General features: G+C 57.8%; 28 protein-coding genes and 1 pseudogene. 20 read left to right on the top strand and 9 right to left on the bottom strand.

The window, feature by feature from the left end; all coding sequences use genetic code 11:
• Nucleotides 1–45 precede the first annotated feature (45 nt).
• From SynROS8604_RS01320 to SynROS8604_RS01340, 5 genes are all read right to left on the bottom strand, one after another.
• A complete protein-coding gene (locus SynROS8604_RS01320; RefSeq protein ID WP_186544868.1) occupies nucleotides 46–570 on the bottom strand; it encodes an NUDIX domain-containing protein in 525 nt (174 codons plus the stop codon).
• The gene (locus SynROS8604_RS01325; protein WP_186544869.1) at nucleotides 567–1,151 is read right to left on the bottom strand and encodes an AAA family ATPase; all 585 of its coding nucleotides are present in this window, start codon (nucleotides 1,149–1,151) and stop codon (nucleotides 567–569) included. Before SynROS8604_RS01325 ends, SynROS8604_RS01320 begins: the two co-directional genes overlap by 4 nt.
• Nucleotides 1,148–1,576, bottom strand: a complete 429-nt coding sequence (locus tag SynROS8604_RS01330; protein WP_186544870.1) for a hypothetical protein — start codon at nucleotides 1,574–1,576, stop codon at nucleotides 1,148–1,150. The genes SynROS8604_RS01325 and SynROS8604_RS01330 overlap by 4 nt, the downstream gene beginning before the upstream one ends.
• Nucleotides 1,577–1,896: 320 nt before the next feature.
• Nucleotides 1,897–2,031 (bottom strand): hypothetical protein, encoded by a 135-nt coding sequence (locus SynROS8604_RS15590; protein ID WP_255445126.1) that lies wholly within the window; start codon nucleotides 2,029–2,031, stop codon nucleotides 1,897–1,899.
• Nucleotides 2,028–2,297: a hypothetical protein gene (locus SynROS8604_RS01340; protein WP_222930123.1), complete on the bottom strand. Its 270-nt coding sequence runs from the start codon at nucleotides 2,295–2,297 to the stop codon at nucleotides 2,028–2,030. The genes SynROS8604_RS15590 and SynROS8604_RS01340 overlap by 4 nt, the downstream gene beginning before the upstream one ends.
• A 182-nt stretch (nucleotides 2,298–2,479) precedes the next feature.
• Between SynROS8604_RS01340 and SynROS8604_RS01345 the strand changes: the two genes are divergently transcribed.
• The 6 genes from SynROS8604_RS01345 to SynROS8604_RS15605 all read left to right on the top strand — a co-directional run bounded on the left by SynROS8604_RS01345 (nucleotide 2,480) and on the right by SynROS8604_RS15605 (nucleotide 4,025).
• Complete coding sequence (locus SynROS8604_RS01345; protein ID WP_186545737.1) at nucleotides 2,480–2,893, top strand: HI0074 family nucleotidyltransferase substrate-binding subunit; 414 nt, start codon at nucleotides 2,480–2,482, stop codon at nucleotides 2,891–2,893.
• Nucleotides 2,893–3,081, top strand: a complete 189-nt coding sequence (locus SynROS8604_RS15595) for a nucleotidyltransferase domain-containing protein (protein ID WP_255445127.1) — start codon at nucleotides 2,893–2,895, stop codon at nucleotides 3,079–3,081. Before SynROS8604_RS01345 ends, SynROS8604_RS15595 begins: the two co-directional genes overlap by 1 nt.
• Nucleotides 3,082–3,108: 27 nt before the next feature.
• On the top strand, nucleotides 3,109–3,234 hold the full coding sequence (locus tag SynROS8604_RS15600; RefSeq protein WP_255445128.1) for a hypothetical protein: 126 nt from the start codon (nucleotides 3,109–3,111) through the stop codon (nucleotides 3,232–3,234).
• A gap of 74 nt (nucleotides 3,235–3,308) precedes the next feature.
• Entirely contained in the window at nucleotides 3,309–3,476 is a 168-nt protein-coding gene (locus SynROS8604_RS01355) for a hypothetical protein (RefSeq protein WP_186544872.1), read from the top strand.
• 28 nt (nucleotides 3,477–3,504) lie between these two features.
• Entirely contained in the window at nucleotides 3,505–3,774 is a 270-nt protein-coding gene (locus SynROS8604_RS01360; RefSeq protein ID WP_186545738.1) for an AbrB/MazE/SpoVT family DNA-binding domain-containing protein, read from the top strand.
• 38 nt (nucleotides 3,775–3,812) lie between these two features.
• A complete protein-coding gene (locus tag SynROS8604_RS15605) occupies nucleotides 3,813–4,025 on the top strand; it encodes a hypothetical protein (protein WP_255445129.1) in 213 nt (70 codons plus the stop codon).
• A 52-nt stretch (nucleotides 4,026–4,077) separates the two neighbouring features.
• Here SynROS8604_RS15605 and SynROS8604_RS01370 read toward each other — a convergent pair.
• Nucleotides 4,078–4,405: pseudogene (locus tag SynROS8604_RS01370) on the bottom strand (PIN domain-containing protein); the annotation flags it as partial.
• Entirely contained in the window at nucleotides 4,393–4,557 is a 165-nt protein-coding gene (locus tag SynROS8604_RS01375; protein ID WP_186546114.1) for a hypothetical protein, read from the bottom strand. The pseudogene SynROS8604_RS01370 and the gene SynROS8604_RS01375, both read right to left, overlap by 13 nt.
• Nucleotides 4,558–4,667: 110 nt before the next feature.
• Between SynROS8604_RS01375 and SynROS8604_RS01380 the strand changes: the two genes are divergently transcribed.
• The 9 genes from SynROS8604_RS01380 (at nucleotide 4,668) to SynROS8604_RS01420 (ending at nucleotide 7,851) form a co-directional block, all read left to right on the top strand.
• Nucleotides 4,668–4,832: a hypothetical protein gene (locus tag SynROS8604_RS01380; protein WP_186544873.1), complete on the top strand. Its 165-nt coding sequence runs from the start codon at nucleotides 4,668–4,670 to the stop codon at nucleotides 4,830–4,832.
• Nucleotides 4,833–4,919: 87 nt separating this feature from the next.
• Nucleotides 4,920–5,183, top strand: coding sequence for an antitoxin (locus SynROS8604_RS01385; RefSeq protein WP_186544874.1), 264 nt, complete (start codon nucleotides 4,920–4,922; stop codon nucleotides 5,181–5,183).
• Complete coding sequence (locus SynROS8604_RS01390) at nucleotides 5,180–5,572, top strand: PIN domain-containing protein (RefSeq protein ID WP_186544875.1); 393 nt, start codon at nucleotides 5,180–5,182, stop codon at nucleotides 5,570–5,572. The genes SynROS8604_RS01385 and SynROS8604_RS01390 overlap by 4 nt, the downstream gene beginning before the upstream one ends.
• 37 nt (nucleotides 5,573–5,609) lie before the next feature.
• Nucleotides 5,610–5,768, top strand: coding sequence for a hypothetical protein (locus SynROS8604_RS01395; protein WP_255445130.1), 159 nt, complete (start codon nucleotides 5,610–5,612; stop codon nucleotides 5,766–5,768).
• An 85-nt stretch (nucleotides 5,769–5,853) separates the two neighbouring features.
• A complete protein-coding gene (locus SynROS8604_RS01400) occupies nucleotides 5,854–6,099 on the top strand; it encodes a type II toxin-antitoxin system Phd/YefM family antitoxin (RefSeq protein WP_186544876.1) in 246 nt (81 codons plus the stop codon).
• 13 nt (nucleotides 6,100–6,112) lie between these two features.
• On the top strand, nucleotides 6,113–6,550 hold the full coding sequence (locus SynROS8604_RS01405) for a type II toxin-antitoxin system VapC family toxin (RefSeq protein ID WP_186544877.1): 438 nt from the start codon (nucleotides 6,113–6,115) through the stop codon (nucleotides 6,548–6,550).
• Between the two features lie 116 nt (nucleotides 6,551–6,666).
• Nucleotides 6,667–6,948, top strand: a complete 282-nt coding sequence (locus SynROS8604_RS01410; protein WP_186544878.1) for a hypothetical protein — start codon at nucleotides 6,667–6,669, stop codon at nucleotides 6,946–6,948.
• Between the two features lie 322 nt (nucleotides 6,949–7,270).
• Nucleotides 7,271–7,495, top strand: coding sequence for an AbrB/MazE/SpoVT family DNA-binding domain-containing protein (locus SynROS8604_RS01415; protein ID WP_186544879.1), 225 nt, complete (start codon nucleotides 7,271–7,273; stop codon nucleotides 7,493–7,495).
• Complete coding sequence (locus SynROS8604_RS01420) at nucleotides 7,492–7,851, top strand: type II toxin-antitoxin system PemK/MazF family toxin (protein WP_186544880.1); 360 nt, start codon at nucleotides 7,492–7,494, stop codon at nucleotides 7,849–7,851. Before SynROS8604_RS01415 ends, SynROS8604_RS01420 begins: the two co-directional genes overlap by 4 nt.
• Here SynROS8604_RS01420 and SynROS8604_RS01425 read toward each other — a convergent pair.
• Nucleotides 7,826–8,221 (bottom strand): HEPN domain-containing protein, encoded by a 396-nt coding sequence (locus SynROS8604_RS01425; protein WP_186544881.1) that lies wholly within the window; start codon nucleotides 8,219–8,221, stop codon nucleotides 7,826–7,828. The genes SynROS8604_RS01420 and SynROS8604_RS01425 overlap by 26 nt on opposite strands.
• A gap of 30 nt (nucleotides 8,222–8,251) precedes the next feature.
• On the opposite strand from SynROS8604_RS01425, the gene SynROS8604_RS01430 reads away from it, so the two are divergent.
• The 3 genes from SynROS8604_RS01430 to SynROS8604_RS01440 all read left to right on the top strand — a co-directional run bounded on the left by SynROS8604_RS01430 (nucleotide 8,252) and on the right by SynROS8604_RS01440 (nucleotide 10,769).
• On the top strand, nucleotides 8,252–8,446 hold the full coding sequence (locus SynROS8604_RS01430; RefSeq protein ID WP_255445131.1) for a CopG family transcriptional regulator: 195 nt from the start codon (nucleotides 8,252–8,254) through the stop codon (nucleotides 8,444–8,446).
• On the top strand, nucleotides 8,446–8,865 hold the full coding sequence (locus SynROS8604_RS01435) for a TA system VapC family ribonuclease toxin (protein WP_186544882.1): 420 nt from the start codon (nucleotides 8,446–8,448) through the stop codon (nucleotides 8,863–8,865). The genes SynROS8604_RS01430 and SynROS8604_RS01435 overlap by 1 nt, the downstream gene beginning before the upstream one ends.
• A gap of 149 nt (nucleotides 8,866–9,014) precedes the next feature.
• Nucleotides 9,015–10,769, top strand: a complete 1,755-nt coding sequence (locus SynROS8604_RS01440; RefSeq protein ID WP_186544883.1) for an SLC13 family permease — start codon at nucleotides 9,015–9,017, stop codon at nucleotides 10,767–10,769.
• On the opposite strand, the gene rimM is transcribed toward SynROS8604_RS01440, so the two are convergent.
• Nucleotides 10,766–11,329: a ribosome maturation factor RimM gene (gene rimM, locus SynROS8604_RS01445; protein WP_186544884.1), complete on the bottom strand. Its 564-nt coding sequence runs from the start codon at nucleotides 11,327–11,329 to the stop codon at nucleotides 10,766–10,768. The two genes, SynROS8604_RS01440 and rimM, sit on opposite strands and share 4 nt — an antisense overlap.
• A gap of 36 nt (nucleotides 11,330–11,365) precedes the next feature.
• On the opposite strand from rimM, the gene SynROS8604_RS01450 reads away from it, so the two are divergent.
• Both SynROS8604_RS01450 and SynROS8604_RS01455 read left to right on the top strand, forming a co-directional pair.
• A complete protein-coding gene (locus SynROS8604_RS01450) occupies nucleotides 11,366–11,548 on the top strand; it encodes an NAD(P)H dehydrogenase subunit NdhS (protein ID WP_011618181.1) in 183 nt (60 codons plus the stop codon).
• A 4-nt stretch (nucleotides 11,549–11,552) separates the two neighbouring features.
• Complete coding sequence (locus SynROS8604_RS01455; protein ID WP_186544885.1) at nucleotides 11,553–12,362, top strand: ion transporter; 810 nt, start codon at nucleotides 11,553–11,555, stop codon at nucleotides 12,360–12,362.
• Nucleotides 12,363–12,376 lie beyond the last annotated feature (14 nt).

Raw genomic sequence — 12,376 nt, forward strand, 5'->3', positions numbered from 1 at the left:
CTGGCACGCTCCTCTATCGCCTGCTGGGGAGAATGTGATCAGGGCTCATAAGCACTGGTTTTCCAGGTACTGGCACAGGTGGCCGGGCAGATGCTGCTTAAGCGCTTCATCTCGGCTCATCCAGACTGTCGAGATGATTTCCAGCTGATCAATTGTGAAGGCTGGATGCGTCGATCTTGTCTCAGGAGTGCATGCAACTTGCGCCCATGGCAGCGCAAAGATCGTCACCGTGTTGCGACCGCCACGTTGTTGTTCCGTGATCGTCCATGGTTCCTGCAGCCAGCTGCTTTCGATCGCAAGTCCCAACTCCTCGCTGAGCTCCCGGACAGCCGCTTCGCGTGCACATTCACCAGGCTGTAACCCACCGCCTGGTAAGCCATAACCCTTCCTGTAGCTGGTTTGCACCATCAGGACCTTGTTGTTCACCCAGATCGCAACGAGAGCCCCGTGGGTATGGGGTCTTCTGATCAGCCGGTAGAGCTCATAGCCCCAAGCGGCGAGCTGCAGCAGATGCAAACGGCGGGTTAAGCGTTTCAGCAGAGCTCTGATGGATCTTGGCTGCACGCTCATGCTGACGATGTTCGGCTGTCCAGCAGTTCGGCGGCCCACCGAGGCAAAGGGTTTTGATGCAGCTCTACCCCACCAGTCTTGATGGTCATTACGGGTTGGAAAGGATCCTCTGCGGATGAATTGTCGAACACCCGAAGCTCATCGCACAACGGAATCGATGTTTTGACCTGTTCAAGCATCAGCGGGATGCTTTTGAGCGGTTTCTCGGTGGGGACGTTGTGCCCTCCTTCTCGAACCCTTTGCACAACCCGCGCTGCATTCAGTTCAGCCTGCTCTAGGTGGATCACCACCATGATCACGAAGTAGCCAAGTGCTTTGGCACGAGCGGTGAAATCAATTTTTGATGGGTGTGAGTACAGCGTTTCAAAGCAAAAGCTTGCTCCGCTGAGTAGCAGGGTGTTTCGCTGCTGTTCTGCCAGGAGGGCGGCTTCATAGCTGCGCTCTTGCGCAGCGCCTGGATACACCAGCTGGGCAAGGCGATCTGCATTCACAAACGGAAGACCCAGAGGCTCTAAAACGAGCCGGTAGAAGGTGCTCTTGCCTGCTCCATTGCCGCCCACGAGCAGCCAAAGTTGCTTCATGGCGTGCTGCTGGGTGCGCTCTCTTTCACCGGTTCAAACAGGCCATCTCGAAACCGGCCCAGCCGGCGGTTGCCGTTTGGCTTAATTTCTTCCAGCAAGCCAGGTTGTTCCTTTGAGGCTTGATAGCGCAGCGATGCTCCACTCACGCTCTGGCTCAGTTGCCCAGAACGGCGTTGTTGCTCCAGTGCCGCAAAGACTTGTTCAGGGGCAACAGCAGTGTTGGTAATCGGCTCCACCTTCAACGCGGCTAGCCCTGAGGCCACATCCAACAATTTGTCTGGATCCAGCACTCCAGCTACCTGTTGCCCCAGTGCTGCCCAGTACTCAATCTGTTCGGCGGCACTGCGGTGCTGGCGGGCTCCGGATAGTGCTGCGCTCTGCATCAGCGCCTGCTGCAAACGCACGGGTGAGGCCGATTTCGGCATGGAGCAACCATCAACATGCAGTTGAATTGTAGCGATCTGCTACGTCGTGAGTTGTCGCTCAGGCCTTAAAGATCTTCGGCGCTGTGCGGCTTTGGGTGGTTTCTCTGTTCAGCTGATTTTTGATGGATCTTGGCTGCATTGATGGCTCAAAACGGCTCGGCTTAGTTGTAGGTCGAGTCGTGGTCAGGGTGAAGGGAGAGCAGTCTCAACCAGGTGCCGTCTCGCCAGGCCACTGCCCTGCAGCTACGGGTGATTCTCAATGAGAAGAGCCGTTGTCCAGCAGGGCCTTGCCGGCTTTGAATCAGCTCCCAGCGCAGGCCTTAGCTGGATTGCAACTGCTCCCAACTGATGGCTTGGAGCATCCGCAGAGTTTTGAGCACAGCCCAGGCCTCTTGCTTTGAGAGGGCTAGAAGGTTGGCTTGAAACTCAGGATTGTTGAGATCAAGCTGGATCACTTTGTCTCAGCAAAAAATGCATTGAGGTGGTGTTCCAAGGCGTCGAGATCAGCAGCTTCAGGAGGGTGGTCAAGGCAGGTAAGGGCTCGATCCAAACGTTCTGCAGCAGCGGCTTGATGAAGCCAGAGCTCCCCATCAGGAATGGTCTGAGCTGTTTTAATCACCCAGATTCCGGGTTCGTTGCTATCGATCACCACTGTGCGGCCTGCAAACTCCTTGCCCAGGGAGATCTGCCCGCTGGCGCCGATCTGCTTGATGCTTTTCAACTTGATTCTATTCCATGCCTTCATGCTAGCTGGGCCAGGCAGCCTGCGGATTTGCGTTCTCACTGCTCTCCAGTTTTGAGCCGTTAGCAGCGGATGCCTGCCGCTATCGCCTGCATGGCGTAGCAAGCGTTGATGGTTATCCGAAATGATCCCGATACCATTTAGTGAGGCGCTCCAATGATTTGGCAGCTGATATCCGCTGGCAGCAGCGCTTTATGAATTACATGCGAGCCCTAGAACAACTCGAGCGTTTTTTTGAGCCGCCTGCGCTGAATGAGCGGGAGCAGCAAGGTTTGATCAAGGCCTTTGAGTACACCTTCGAATTGGCCTGGAACACGCTCCGTGATCTGTTCCGAGGTCAAGGCAATGAAAGCTTGCTCGGCTCCCGCGACACCTTGCGAGAAGCCTTCCGCCTTGAATTGATTCAAGACGGTGAGTCTTGGATGTTGATGATTCAAGACCGCAATCTCACTAGCCATGCCTACAACCGCGCAACCGCAGATGCGATTGCCGCCAATATTCAGAAGCACTACCTCAGTTGTTTTCAGAGCTTGCGCACTCGCCTGCAGCTCCGCTTAGAGCAAGAAGATCGCTGATGGATTCTACGAGCAGCGAGAAGAGGCAAACCGTAGATATCCCGGGAATCCCCGGGCCTCAGCAACAGCGCTTGTTGGATCTGTTGATCCACCATCCAGATCTCGATGCGATCTGGTTGTTTGGTTCGCGGGCGATGGGCCGAGAACGCCCTGGATCGGATATCGATTTGTGCGTCGATGCTGCTTGATTAAGCCATCGAGATCGCCTGCGGCTCATGGCTGCTATTGATGATTTGCTGCTGCCATGGACGGTGGATTTGGCGTTACGCCATGAACTGCCCCCTGATCTGCTTTCCCACGTGCAGCGGGTGGGGCGCTGTCTCTGGACGAGGAGGAAGTGATCACTCCTAGGGGGGAAGCCAGTGGCACGTTTGGTCCGTGAAGGCTCAACCTCTCAGGCCGTGAGTCAAGCCCATTGGATGCAGCGCTTCCGATCTGGAGCAAGCCTTGCGTGTATCTAGGACAGCTGTTCCCCTGCACTGCGTGGCGCCAAGCCCGTGGGATCCCCATGCGCATTGATTTGAAACCCCTGCTGCTCTCTGGGGCTGATGTGTTGGCCCCCTTAATCGCGAATTACTTGTGAGCTGTTTGGGTAATTCACTTGTTTGGCTTTGAGAAGCACGATCACCTCGCGAGGCCAGACCGTGATCCCGGCTGCGATTCGCGAGCGCTTTGGCTTAAGCCCGTCGCAACGCTTGGAGTGGCTTGTGGAAGAAGACGGTTCGATTCGCGTGGTGCCTGTGGCGGCATCTCCTGTGCAGGCCTTTCGCGGACAGGGCCGTAAGGGTGGAGCAACAGCGAGGCTCCTGGCGGATCGGGAGCTCGACCGAAACGCTGAACGGTCATGCCAGATTTTTGCCTCGACACCTCAGCAATCCTGACCTTGTGAGACGACGAGCCCGGTGCCGAGCGCGTCGCCATGCTGCTGGAAGGTTCGGATATCTGTTTCGCCTGTTTTGTCACGCGCATGGAGGTGCTTTGCCGGGTTTGGAAAGGCGAGGGAGAAAGGAGTGGGCGTCTTGCCTATGAACAGTTGCAATCCCTGCCGATCGAATGGGTTGACCAGACAGAGGGCTTGCTGCTGGAGGCCTCCCGGATCAAGGCGTTGCATCGGCTTTCCGTTGCTGCATAAGGATCCGGATTTTGAGGCCGTCACTGAGCTGGATCAGAGTTGGTTGGCCTGATTACCCACCTGAGCAGAGTGAGTGCCGCTGCAGACCGCCGAAGCGTTCGAAGTCACGATCAAAGCTCACAAGGCGCCAACCGTTGCTGATGGCCAGGGCTGCAAGGTAGGCGTCGGGGTAAAGGCGGGCTGAGAGATCGCCTTCGCGCATCAGTTGGTGGAACACATCCCAGCCATCGCTGGCTGGGATTGCAAGGCTCACCCCTGGTTTTAACGGCTGGACCCATCAGCTTGGGTTGGCTCAACAGGTGCACCAAGCCCAAGGCCGTGACCGTGCAGAAGTGCACTTGCTCAGCAGCCTGTAGCTCCCAGTAGTTCAGAGCTGGCTGGCAGTCCGCATTGTTGGTCTCGCTTGCTTTGGTGCCATGAGCCCTTGTTCCACGTAGCTCTGCAAGAGCTGTTTGAGTGAGATCTGTTCACTGGCGGCCCTGGCTTTGAGCCGCGCAAAGAGAGGATCCGGTAGCTCTAGGGTGATTCGCATTGCTCTTTGAGCACTTGATGCGCACGTCATGCGCATCATGATGATTCGCGGCAGTCGCCATCCTGCGTTCCGGAAGCGCTAAGAGTCTTGTGGTGGCAAAGAAGTCAGTAGTGTCTCTCCGCGAAGATCAGCATGCTTTTACCAAGGCGTTGGTGGCCGCTGGTCGCTTCCCATTAGGGAGTGCTGCCCTGCAGGTCTTGCTGCAGCAGCGCGCCAACGGGTCCTTTATCTCTGGCGATCAACTGCGGGCCAGATTGGCTGCGCAGCCCCGATGAGCGAGGCGCCTGTGGCGCTGGGGGAACGCCGCCTGACGAATCACTCTTGGTCGATCTAGACTGGTCATGACCAGGAGTTGAGGTCTGATGCGCGCCAAGTTGTTTCGCAATGGCCGCAGCCAGGCGGTGCGCTTGCCCGCCAGCTGCCGTTTTGAAGGGACGGAAGTGGAGGTCAAGCGTGACCCTGAGACCGGCATTGTCAGCCTGCACCCCTTGCGGTCGAGTCCTCTTGAGTGGTTGCGCCAGCGTTCAGAACTGCTGGACAGTGACTCTGGTGCCTCGGCCGGTTTTGGTGAGCTTTTCGAGATTGGCGACCTGGATGCTCCGGCTCAGCAAAGGGATTGGCCGTGAAGCAGCGCTTCATGCTCGACACCAATGCCGTTCGGGTGTTGTTGGAGCGTCGTTCGCCCCAGCTCGACCAATGGTTTGCCGAGGATCGCTGCAGTGTTTCGGCGATCGTGGCCGCTGAGATCCGCTTTGGTTTGGAGCGTCGTCGACTCCCTGAACAGCGAGCTGCGTTGGTACAAAACCTTCTCGACGTTTTGCCGGTTGAAGCTTTTGATGAACCTGCTTCTCATGTCTATGGCAAGTTGCGCTTCCGGTTGCAACAGATTGGGATCACAGTGGCAGCCATGGACCTATTGATTGCCTCCCACGCTTTGGCTTTGGAGCGCACATTGATCAGTGATGACCAGGTGTTTGTTCAGCTGCCCGGCTTGCATCTCGTGCAGGCGAGTTGATCGTGGATCGCCGCCCGACGCTGATAAGACGCTCATCGTGCCGATTGCCTCTGCTGTTCTGTTGGTCATGTCATTAGCGCCCTGGCCCGGCAAGGCCCTATCCAGGTCAGCAAACGGAGGGGCTCAGAACGTTTTGGAGCAACGCTCCGGATTGCCGCAATTGCCGGTGAAGGCCTCTGGTGGCGTTGTGTCATGAGTTGCCACCTGATCTTCTCTCCCGCGTGCAGCGGGTAGGGCGCCGTCTCTGGACTAGAGTTAAGTGACCAACTAGTCATCTAGGCATGCGCTCTATCGGCCTTGCTCAAGCGAAGGCACAGCTTTCGGCATTGTTGGATGCTGTTGCTTCCGGTGATGAGGTGGTGATCACCCGTCGGGGGAAGCCAGTGGCACGTTTGGTTCGTGAAGGCTCAACCTCTCAGGCCGTGAGTCAAGCCCATTGGATGCAGCGCTTCCGGGGTTTGCACATCAGTGAGTCCCTTTCTGAACCTTCTGCGGTGGAGCGGGTGCGCGAGCTGCGAGACGTTTGACTGACAGGCTCTGATGACAGGGAAGAGCTTTTATCTCGACACCTGTTTGCTGGTGTCGCTGGCCTTTGGGGATGGAGGTTTTCCAGCTCTGGAAATTTGGCTCGAACAGGCGCAGTCGTCATCGTTATGGATCAGTCAGCTGGTGATCCTTGAGCTCAGTGATGTTTTGGCGCGTTCGCAGCGCAGGGGTGATCGTTCCGCAGGTCAGGTTGCTGGCATGCACTTGATGCTTTCGGAGTTTGCTAAAGAGCGGCTCGGCTTGCTGGAACCCCGCTCCCCAGACTTCGAGCGGGCCTGTGAGTGGGTGAAGGACAGCCGTTCTCCTGCTCTGCGTGGCGCCGATGCCTTGCACCTGGCCATCGCTCAGAGCCACGACCTTGAGCTGATCACCGCGGATCAGGCTCTGGTTCAGGCCGCCCAAGCTCGAGGCATCCCGTGCCTAATGCTTTGAAAGGCTGGACTAACGATGTTTCGATGATTGATCTGCTCAGCAAGCTTTTCCCCCTGGCATTGCTGCCCCTTTGTTTTTCTTTGCCCCTGTTCTGATTGGGTTGATGGGCCGACAGCTTGGCCACAGCTCCTCTGAGTGGAGAATCACTCGTTGATCTCCTGCCTGGCCTTCGTCATCTCGCTCTGGATCGTGCCGTCTATTGGTTTCGTCCACGCGCTGAGCAGCGGGACATCCAGGTGCTGGCCGTTGCTGATGGCCAGGGCTGCAAGGTAGGCGTCGGTGCAACACATCCCAGCCATCGCTGGCTGCGATCGCGAGGCTTACCCATGGCTGTTGGCACAACTCTTGAAGCTGATGATGGAAGTGATCAGGGGTTGCCATTGCCAACTACCCATTGAAATCAGGGAGATCTGCGTTGCTGGTGGTGCTGGAATCAAAGCCAAGGCGGCCTTTGACTTTTGGAAGCTGGCTAGCAGAGCGTGTTGTTGGTCTCGCGGGTTGCGTTGAAGCAACCTGTCTTGCTGTTGCCGATCTCTTTCTGCTTATCCCGTCATCGGCTTGATCGATGTTCAAGATTCCTGCAGTTTCCTGTAAAGGCTTTCTCTAAAGCAGGCTTCCAGGTCCGTCATTTCATCGATCGACTCGCGTTAATCAGTCCTGGCTCCGACTGCGCAGCAGCGCTAGGAGTTCTACAATAGTAAGGCGGTAAGGAGGTAAGCGATGGACTTGGCAACGTTGACGGCAAAGGGGCAGGTCACGATCCCCAAGGGCGTAAGGGACGCTCTCGGACTGAAGCGTGGCGATCTCGTGAGTTGGGAGCTTGAGGATGAGTCGGTTCGTCTTAGGCTGGTGTCTCCGATCGACCTGGGCTATTTGCGGGGAGTTCAGGCTGGGCTAACGGAATGGGGCAGTGATGAGGATGAAGTTGCCTTTGCAGACCTGTGACAGCGTTTCCACCGTTCGCTTTGGTACGGGTTCCGTTTCCATTCACAGAGCGTCAGGTCATCAAGCGGAGGCCTGCGTTGGTTCTCTCCAAGCCTGCATTTCAAGAGCAAAGTGGTCATCTCCTGTTGGCGATGGTGACCAGTGCTCGCAACAGCCAATGGCCAACGGATTGGCAGATCAAGGATCTCCAGGCTGCTGGGTTAGCTCAGCCTTGTGTTATTCGCTTCAAGGTGTTCACCCTGGATCAGAGTTTGTTGATGGGTTCGCTTGGGGCGTTGTCAGAAGTGGATCAGCAAGGCGTCCAGAGCAGATTGCTTGACGTGGTAGCTCTCAGCCATGCTGATCCAAAGCCTTGAGGATGCTCAACACCTCACCGGCCGTTGCTAAGGCTTGATCGGTTTCCTCTGGGTCGAACAGCTCGGAAGGCGGGGTTGCATCCATCGGATAGAGAGATTGGATCGCCATCCGGCTGAGGCTGCGCAGAGATAGGGCCTCTAAGTCCTTGGTCTCTAAGCCCGTTTTCTTTAGCCGCCTCGTTAAAGCGTTGAGCACATGTGTGTGCGGAGGCTCCAGTCCTAATTCCAGAAGTGCGCTTTTTAAGCCTTTTTCGGCTGCTTGTGATGCGTCAAAGCAGGCTTGCGCCAAGTAGCCGTTGTCACGTGCCAGTTGAGCGAGCTCGAGGTCATTTTGGGCTTGGCGTAGCCATGCATCCGGCCTTGCATTCATGGCATATCCGCCAGTAACGGAATAGCGGCCTTGGCCGCATTGCGCCAAACCACGCTCGGTGATGTGATCAGCGACCTAGCCCGGCAGACCCTATCCAGGCCAGCAGACGGAGAGTCGCAGAACTTTGTGGAGCAACGCTCTGGATTGCCGCAATTGCCCATGAAGGCTTCTGGTGGGGTCGTTGATCTGGAGCTTGTCAATCAGCTTCGCGAAGAAGAGGCTTGATGGCCGAGCCGATTGCCCTGCTTGATGTCAACGTGCTGATCGCTTTGGTTGATCCTCAGCACGTGCAGCATGAGCCATCCCACCGCTGGTTTCCGGCCCATGGCGGCCATGGCTGGGCCACTTGCTCCCTCACTCAAAACGCGCTGTTGCGGATTCTTGGGAACCCGCGTTATCCCAACAGCCCTGGCGGACCTGTCGTTGTGATGTCCTTACTCCAAGAACTGCTAGCCCATCCGCCTCATGTGTTTTGGCCTGATGCGTTGTCCTGGAATGCCGCTGGCGTCTTTGAGGCAGAAGCACTTCTTCACCACGGGCAGATCACGGATGCCTACCTTCTTGCGTTGGCAGTGCATCACCAAGGAACGCTTGTCAGCTTTGACAGGCGTCTGAGCCCTCGCGCTGTACGCGGAGGAGGATGAAGAGGCGCTGCAATTGATTGCTTCAGGCTGATGACCTTTGGAAGGGCATGGATTCCGTTATCAAGCCTCCCTGCGCTGCTCGCCTCAGCCAGCAGCGCAATGTCCGATGCTGAAAACATGTTTATGCTGCTCATCCCAGTGAGGCCGTCTTGAGCGCCCTGGTCACATTGCTGCTGTTGGGATTGGCAATCGCCTGTTTCATCGGCGGTTGGCTCGCGCCTGAGCTGGTGGCCCTTTTGGCTGCAGGCCTTTTGATGGCCACAGGGGTGCTCACGCCTAATGAAGCCTTGGCCGGTTTCGGCAGTCCTGCCTTGATCACCCTGGTGGGCTTGTTTGTGCTCTCCAATGGCTTGCTGCACAGCGGTGCCTTGGATCGCTTGCGTGAACTGCTGGCATCGCCGCGAATCCGTAATCCCAGCCAGTTGATGCTGGTGTTTGGTTTTGTGGTGGCGCCGATTTCCGGCTTCATTCCCAACACGCCGATTGTGGCGATCCTGCTGCCAGTGGTGCAGGGCTGGTGTCAGCGCCGCGGGATCAGCCCGTCGCGGGTTCTTATGCCTCTTTCGTTTGCCACTCTGATCGGCGGCACGATCACCCTGATCGGTACCTCCACCAGCTTGCTCGCCAGTGATCTGGTGTCCCGGCTGGGCTATGGCTCTTTTGAGCTGTTTTCCTTCACCGCCATCGGCATTCCCGTGTGGCTGATCGGTGCCTGCTATCTGGTGCTTGCGGGCCGTTGTCTGCCCGATCGCGGTGATCAAAGCGACGACAACCTTCAGGCTTTAAGCCGTGATGGCTACATCACGGAGGTGGTGATTCCGCAGCGCTCTCCGCTCTGTGCGGTCACTCTGCATGAGAGCCGCTTGCAGCGCCGCTTTGATGTGGATGTGCTCGATGTCCATCGCGACGGCCAACGCCTGCAGCCTCCCCTGGCCCAGTTGCGCTTGCAAGCCGACGATCGCTTGCTGTTGCGCTGCAGCCGCCAGGAGCTGTTGCGCTTGCAGCAAGACCGGATGGTGGATCTAGCCGGCACCCTGCTTGCGGAAGAGCTCCCCCACATCCGCCATGCCGAAGTGTTGGTGCCTTCCGGTTCCTTGTTGGCAGGCGCCACGCTCCGCGAGCTGCGTTTTCGCCAGCGCTTCAATGCCACCGTGCTGGCCGTGAACCGCGCCAACAGCACCCTGCGTGATCGCTTGGGACGGGTAGTTCTTCGAGAGGGAGACATGCTGTTGTTGCAGGCCCCTCTTGATGCGTTGCGCGGCCTGCAGCAAGCCAGTGATCTGGTGGTGCTCGATCAGCTCGACGACGATCTGCCCTCCACGCACCGCAAGGGCTTAGCGGTCAGCGTGATGCTGGCCGTGCTGCTGCTTGCCGGCTTCAAGGTGATGCCCCTGGTGGCAGCTGTGCTCGTAGGGGTGGGGGTTTTGGTGATCGGCAACTGCCTCGATGCCGGAACGGCCCTGCGCTCGATTCGCTGGGATCTCTATCTGCTGCTGGGTGGCCTGTACAGCTTCAGTGTGGCCCTGCAGAAAACGGGGCTGGCGGATCAGGCGGCTGCAAACTTGCTCATGCTGTTGCAGCACAGTTCTGCCTACGTGTCTTTGCTGGTGATCTATGCACTCACCCTGGTGGCGACTGAGCTGCTCAGCAATGCGGCTGCTGTGGCTCTGGTTTTACCGATCGCCGCTGCTGTGGCCACAGGCCTGGGGCAGCCGCCGATGTTGTTTGCCACAGCCGTGGTGTTCGCCGCCAGCCAGAGCTTCCTCTCGCCGATTGGTTACCAAACCAACTTGATGGTGTATGCCCCTGGTCGCTATCGCTTCCTCGATTTTTTCCGCTTTGGTTGGCCGCTCTCGCTGGCCTACACCCTGATGGTGCCGCTGCTGTTGCTTTGGTTGGCTTAAAGCTCCAGCAACCCCGGCGGTGGGGTGAGCAGCAACCAGCCCTCCTCCAGCTGCACCTCGGGCACGATCGCTTCCACGAACGGAACCAAAACCGTTTTGCCGCTGACAAGCTGAATCTCCAGCAGGTCATTGCCGCCGCTGATCAGGTTGCTCACCGTGCCGATCGGATCTTCATTGCCGGCTAAGCGCGCCTCGAGGCCCACCAGGTCGAGCAGGTGGAATTCGCCTTCGGCGAGCTCGGGCCGGTCTTCTGCGGGCACCAGCACAGTGCAGCCCACCAGCGCTTCCGCGCTGGCGCGGCTGCTCACCCCCTTCAAGCGCACCACGTAGAGGCTTTTGCCTGGCAGCTGCCGGCCTTCGAGAAGCTCCACTTCTTTGGGCGCTGATCCCTTGGCTTGCAGCCAACGAGGTCCAGGTTCGGTGAAGCGCTCCGGGAAATCACTGGCAGGGTTCAGGCGCAGTTCGCCCCGTAACCCCTGAGCGCCTACGAGCGTCCCCACCGGCAGCCATTCGTCTGCGCTGTTCGGATCAGTTGAGCTAAGTGACGGAGAAGAAGTCATCATTCGATAATGGATCCACGACTCCCCATTTCTTGTATGGCCTCCGCTGCACCGATCCTGCCTGGCGCCACGGTCACCGTGGTTGATACCCGTTCGATCTATGCCGGCTACACGGGATTTGTGCAGCGCATCAGTGGTGATCGAGCAGCCGTGCTCTTTGAAGGCGGGAATTGGGACAAGCTCGTGACGATGCGCCTCAGCGATCTCAGCGCCGCTTGATCTGGTGTCGTGGCGCCTTCGCCTACGGCGGATTGTTCTAGATGCCGACACCCGGGCTGGCCGCATCTACAACCTGATCATTTTCGGCACGATTCTGCTAAGCGTGGCTGGATTGTTGGTCCAGCCCCATCCCTTGAGGTTGGCCGCGCCGGGGGAAGTGCCCAGTTGGGTCGCGCAACTCGAGCATGGTTGTTTGTTGGTGTTCATCGCCGACTTCCTTTTGCATCTGTGGGTGTCGCTCAGGCCGCGCAAATATTTGTTCAGCTTTTACGGCCTGATTGATGTCTCAGCCGTTCTGTTTTTTTTCGTTCCCCAGATCAGCAGCGGCCTGATTCTTTGGATCTTCAAGTTCGGGCGGGTGCTGCGCGTGTTCAAGCTGCTGCGCTTCCTCGATGAAGCCCAGCTTCTTGGCAATGCCCTAAAGGCCAGTGCCCGCCGCATCGGCGTGTTTTTGTTTTTTGTGGTGATGGCCCAGGTGGTGCTGGGTTACTTGATGGTGCTGGTGGAAAGCAGCCATCCAGAAACCCAGTTCCAGACCGTTGGCCAAGAGGTGTATTGGGCAATCGTCACGATGACCACTGTTGGCTATGGCGACATCGTTCCCCAAACCGTGCTCGGTCAGTTGCTGGCTGCGGTGGTGATGCTTCTGGGCTTTGGGATCATTGCCATCCCCACGGGGATCATCACCGTGGAAACGATGCAGCAGGTGCGCCGTGGTGGCCGCAGCTGCCTGAGTTGTGGAGCTTCAGTCCATCGCAACCAAGCGCTGCATTGTGATCAGTGCGGAGCGATGTTGCCGCCCCTATCGGCGTGAAGAGCGATGGACTC

This window comes from Synechococcus sp. ROS8604 (assembly GCF_014279655.1).
GTDB lineage: Bacteria > Cyanobacteriota > Cyanobacteriia > PCC-6307 > Cyanobiaceae > Synechococcus_C.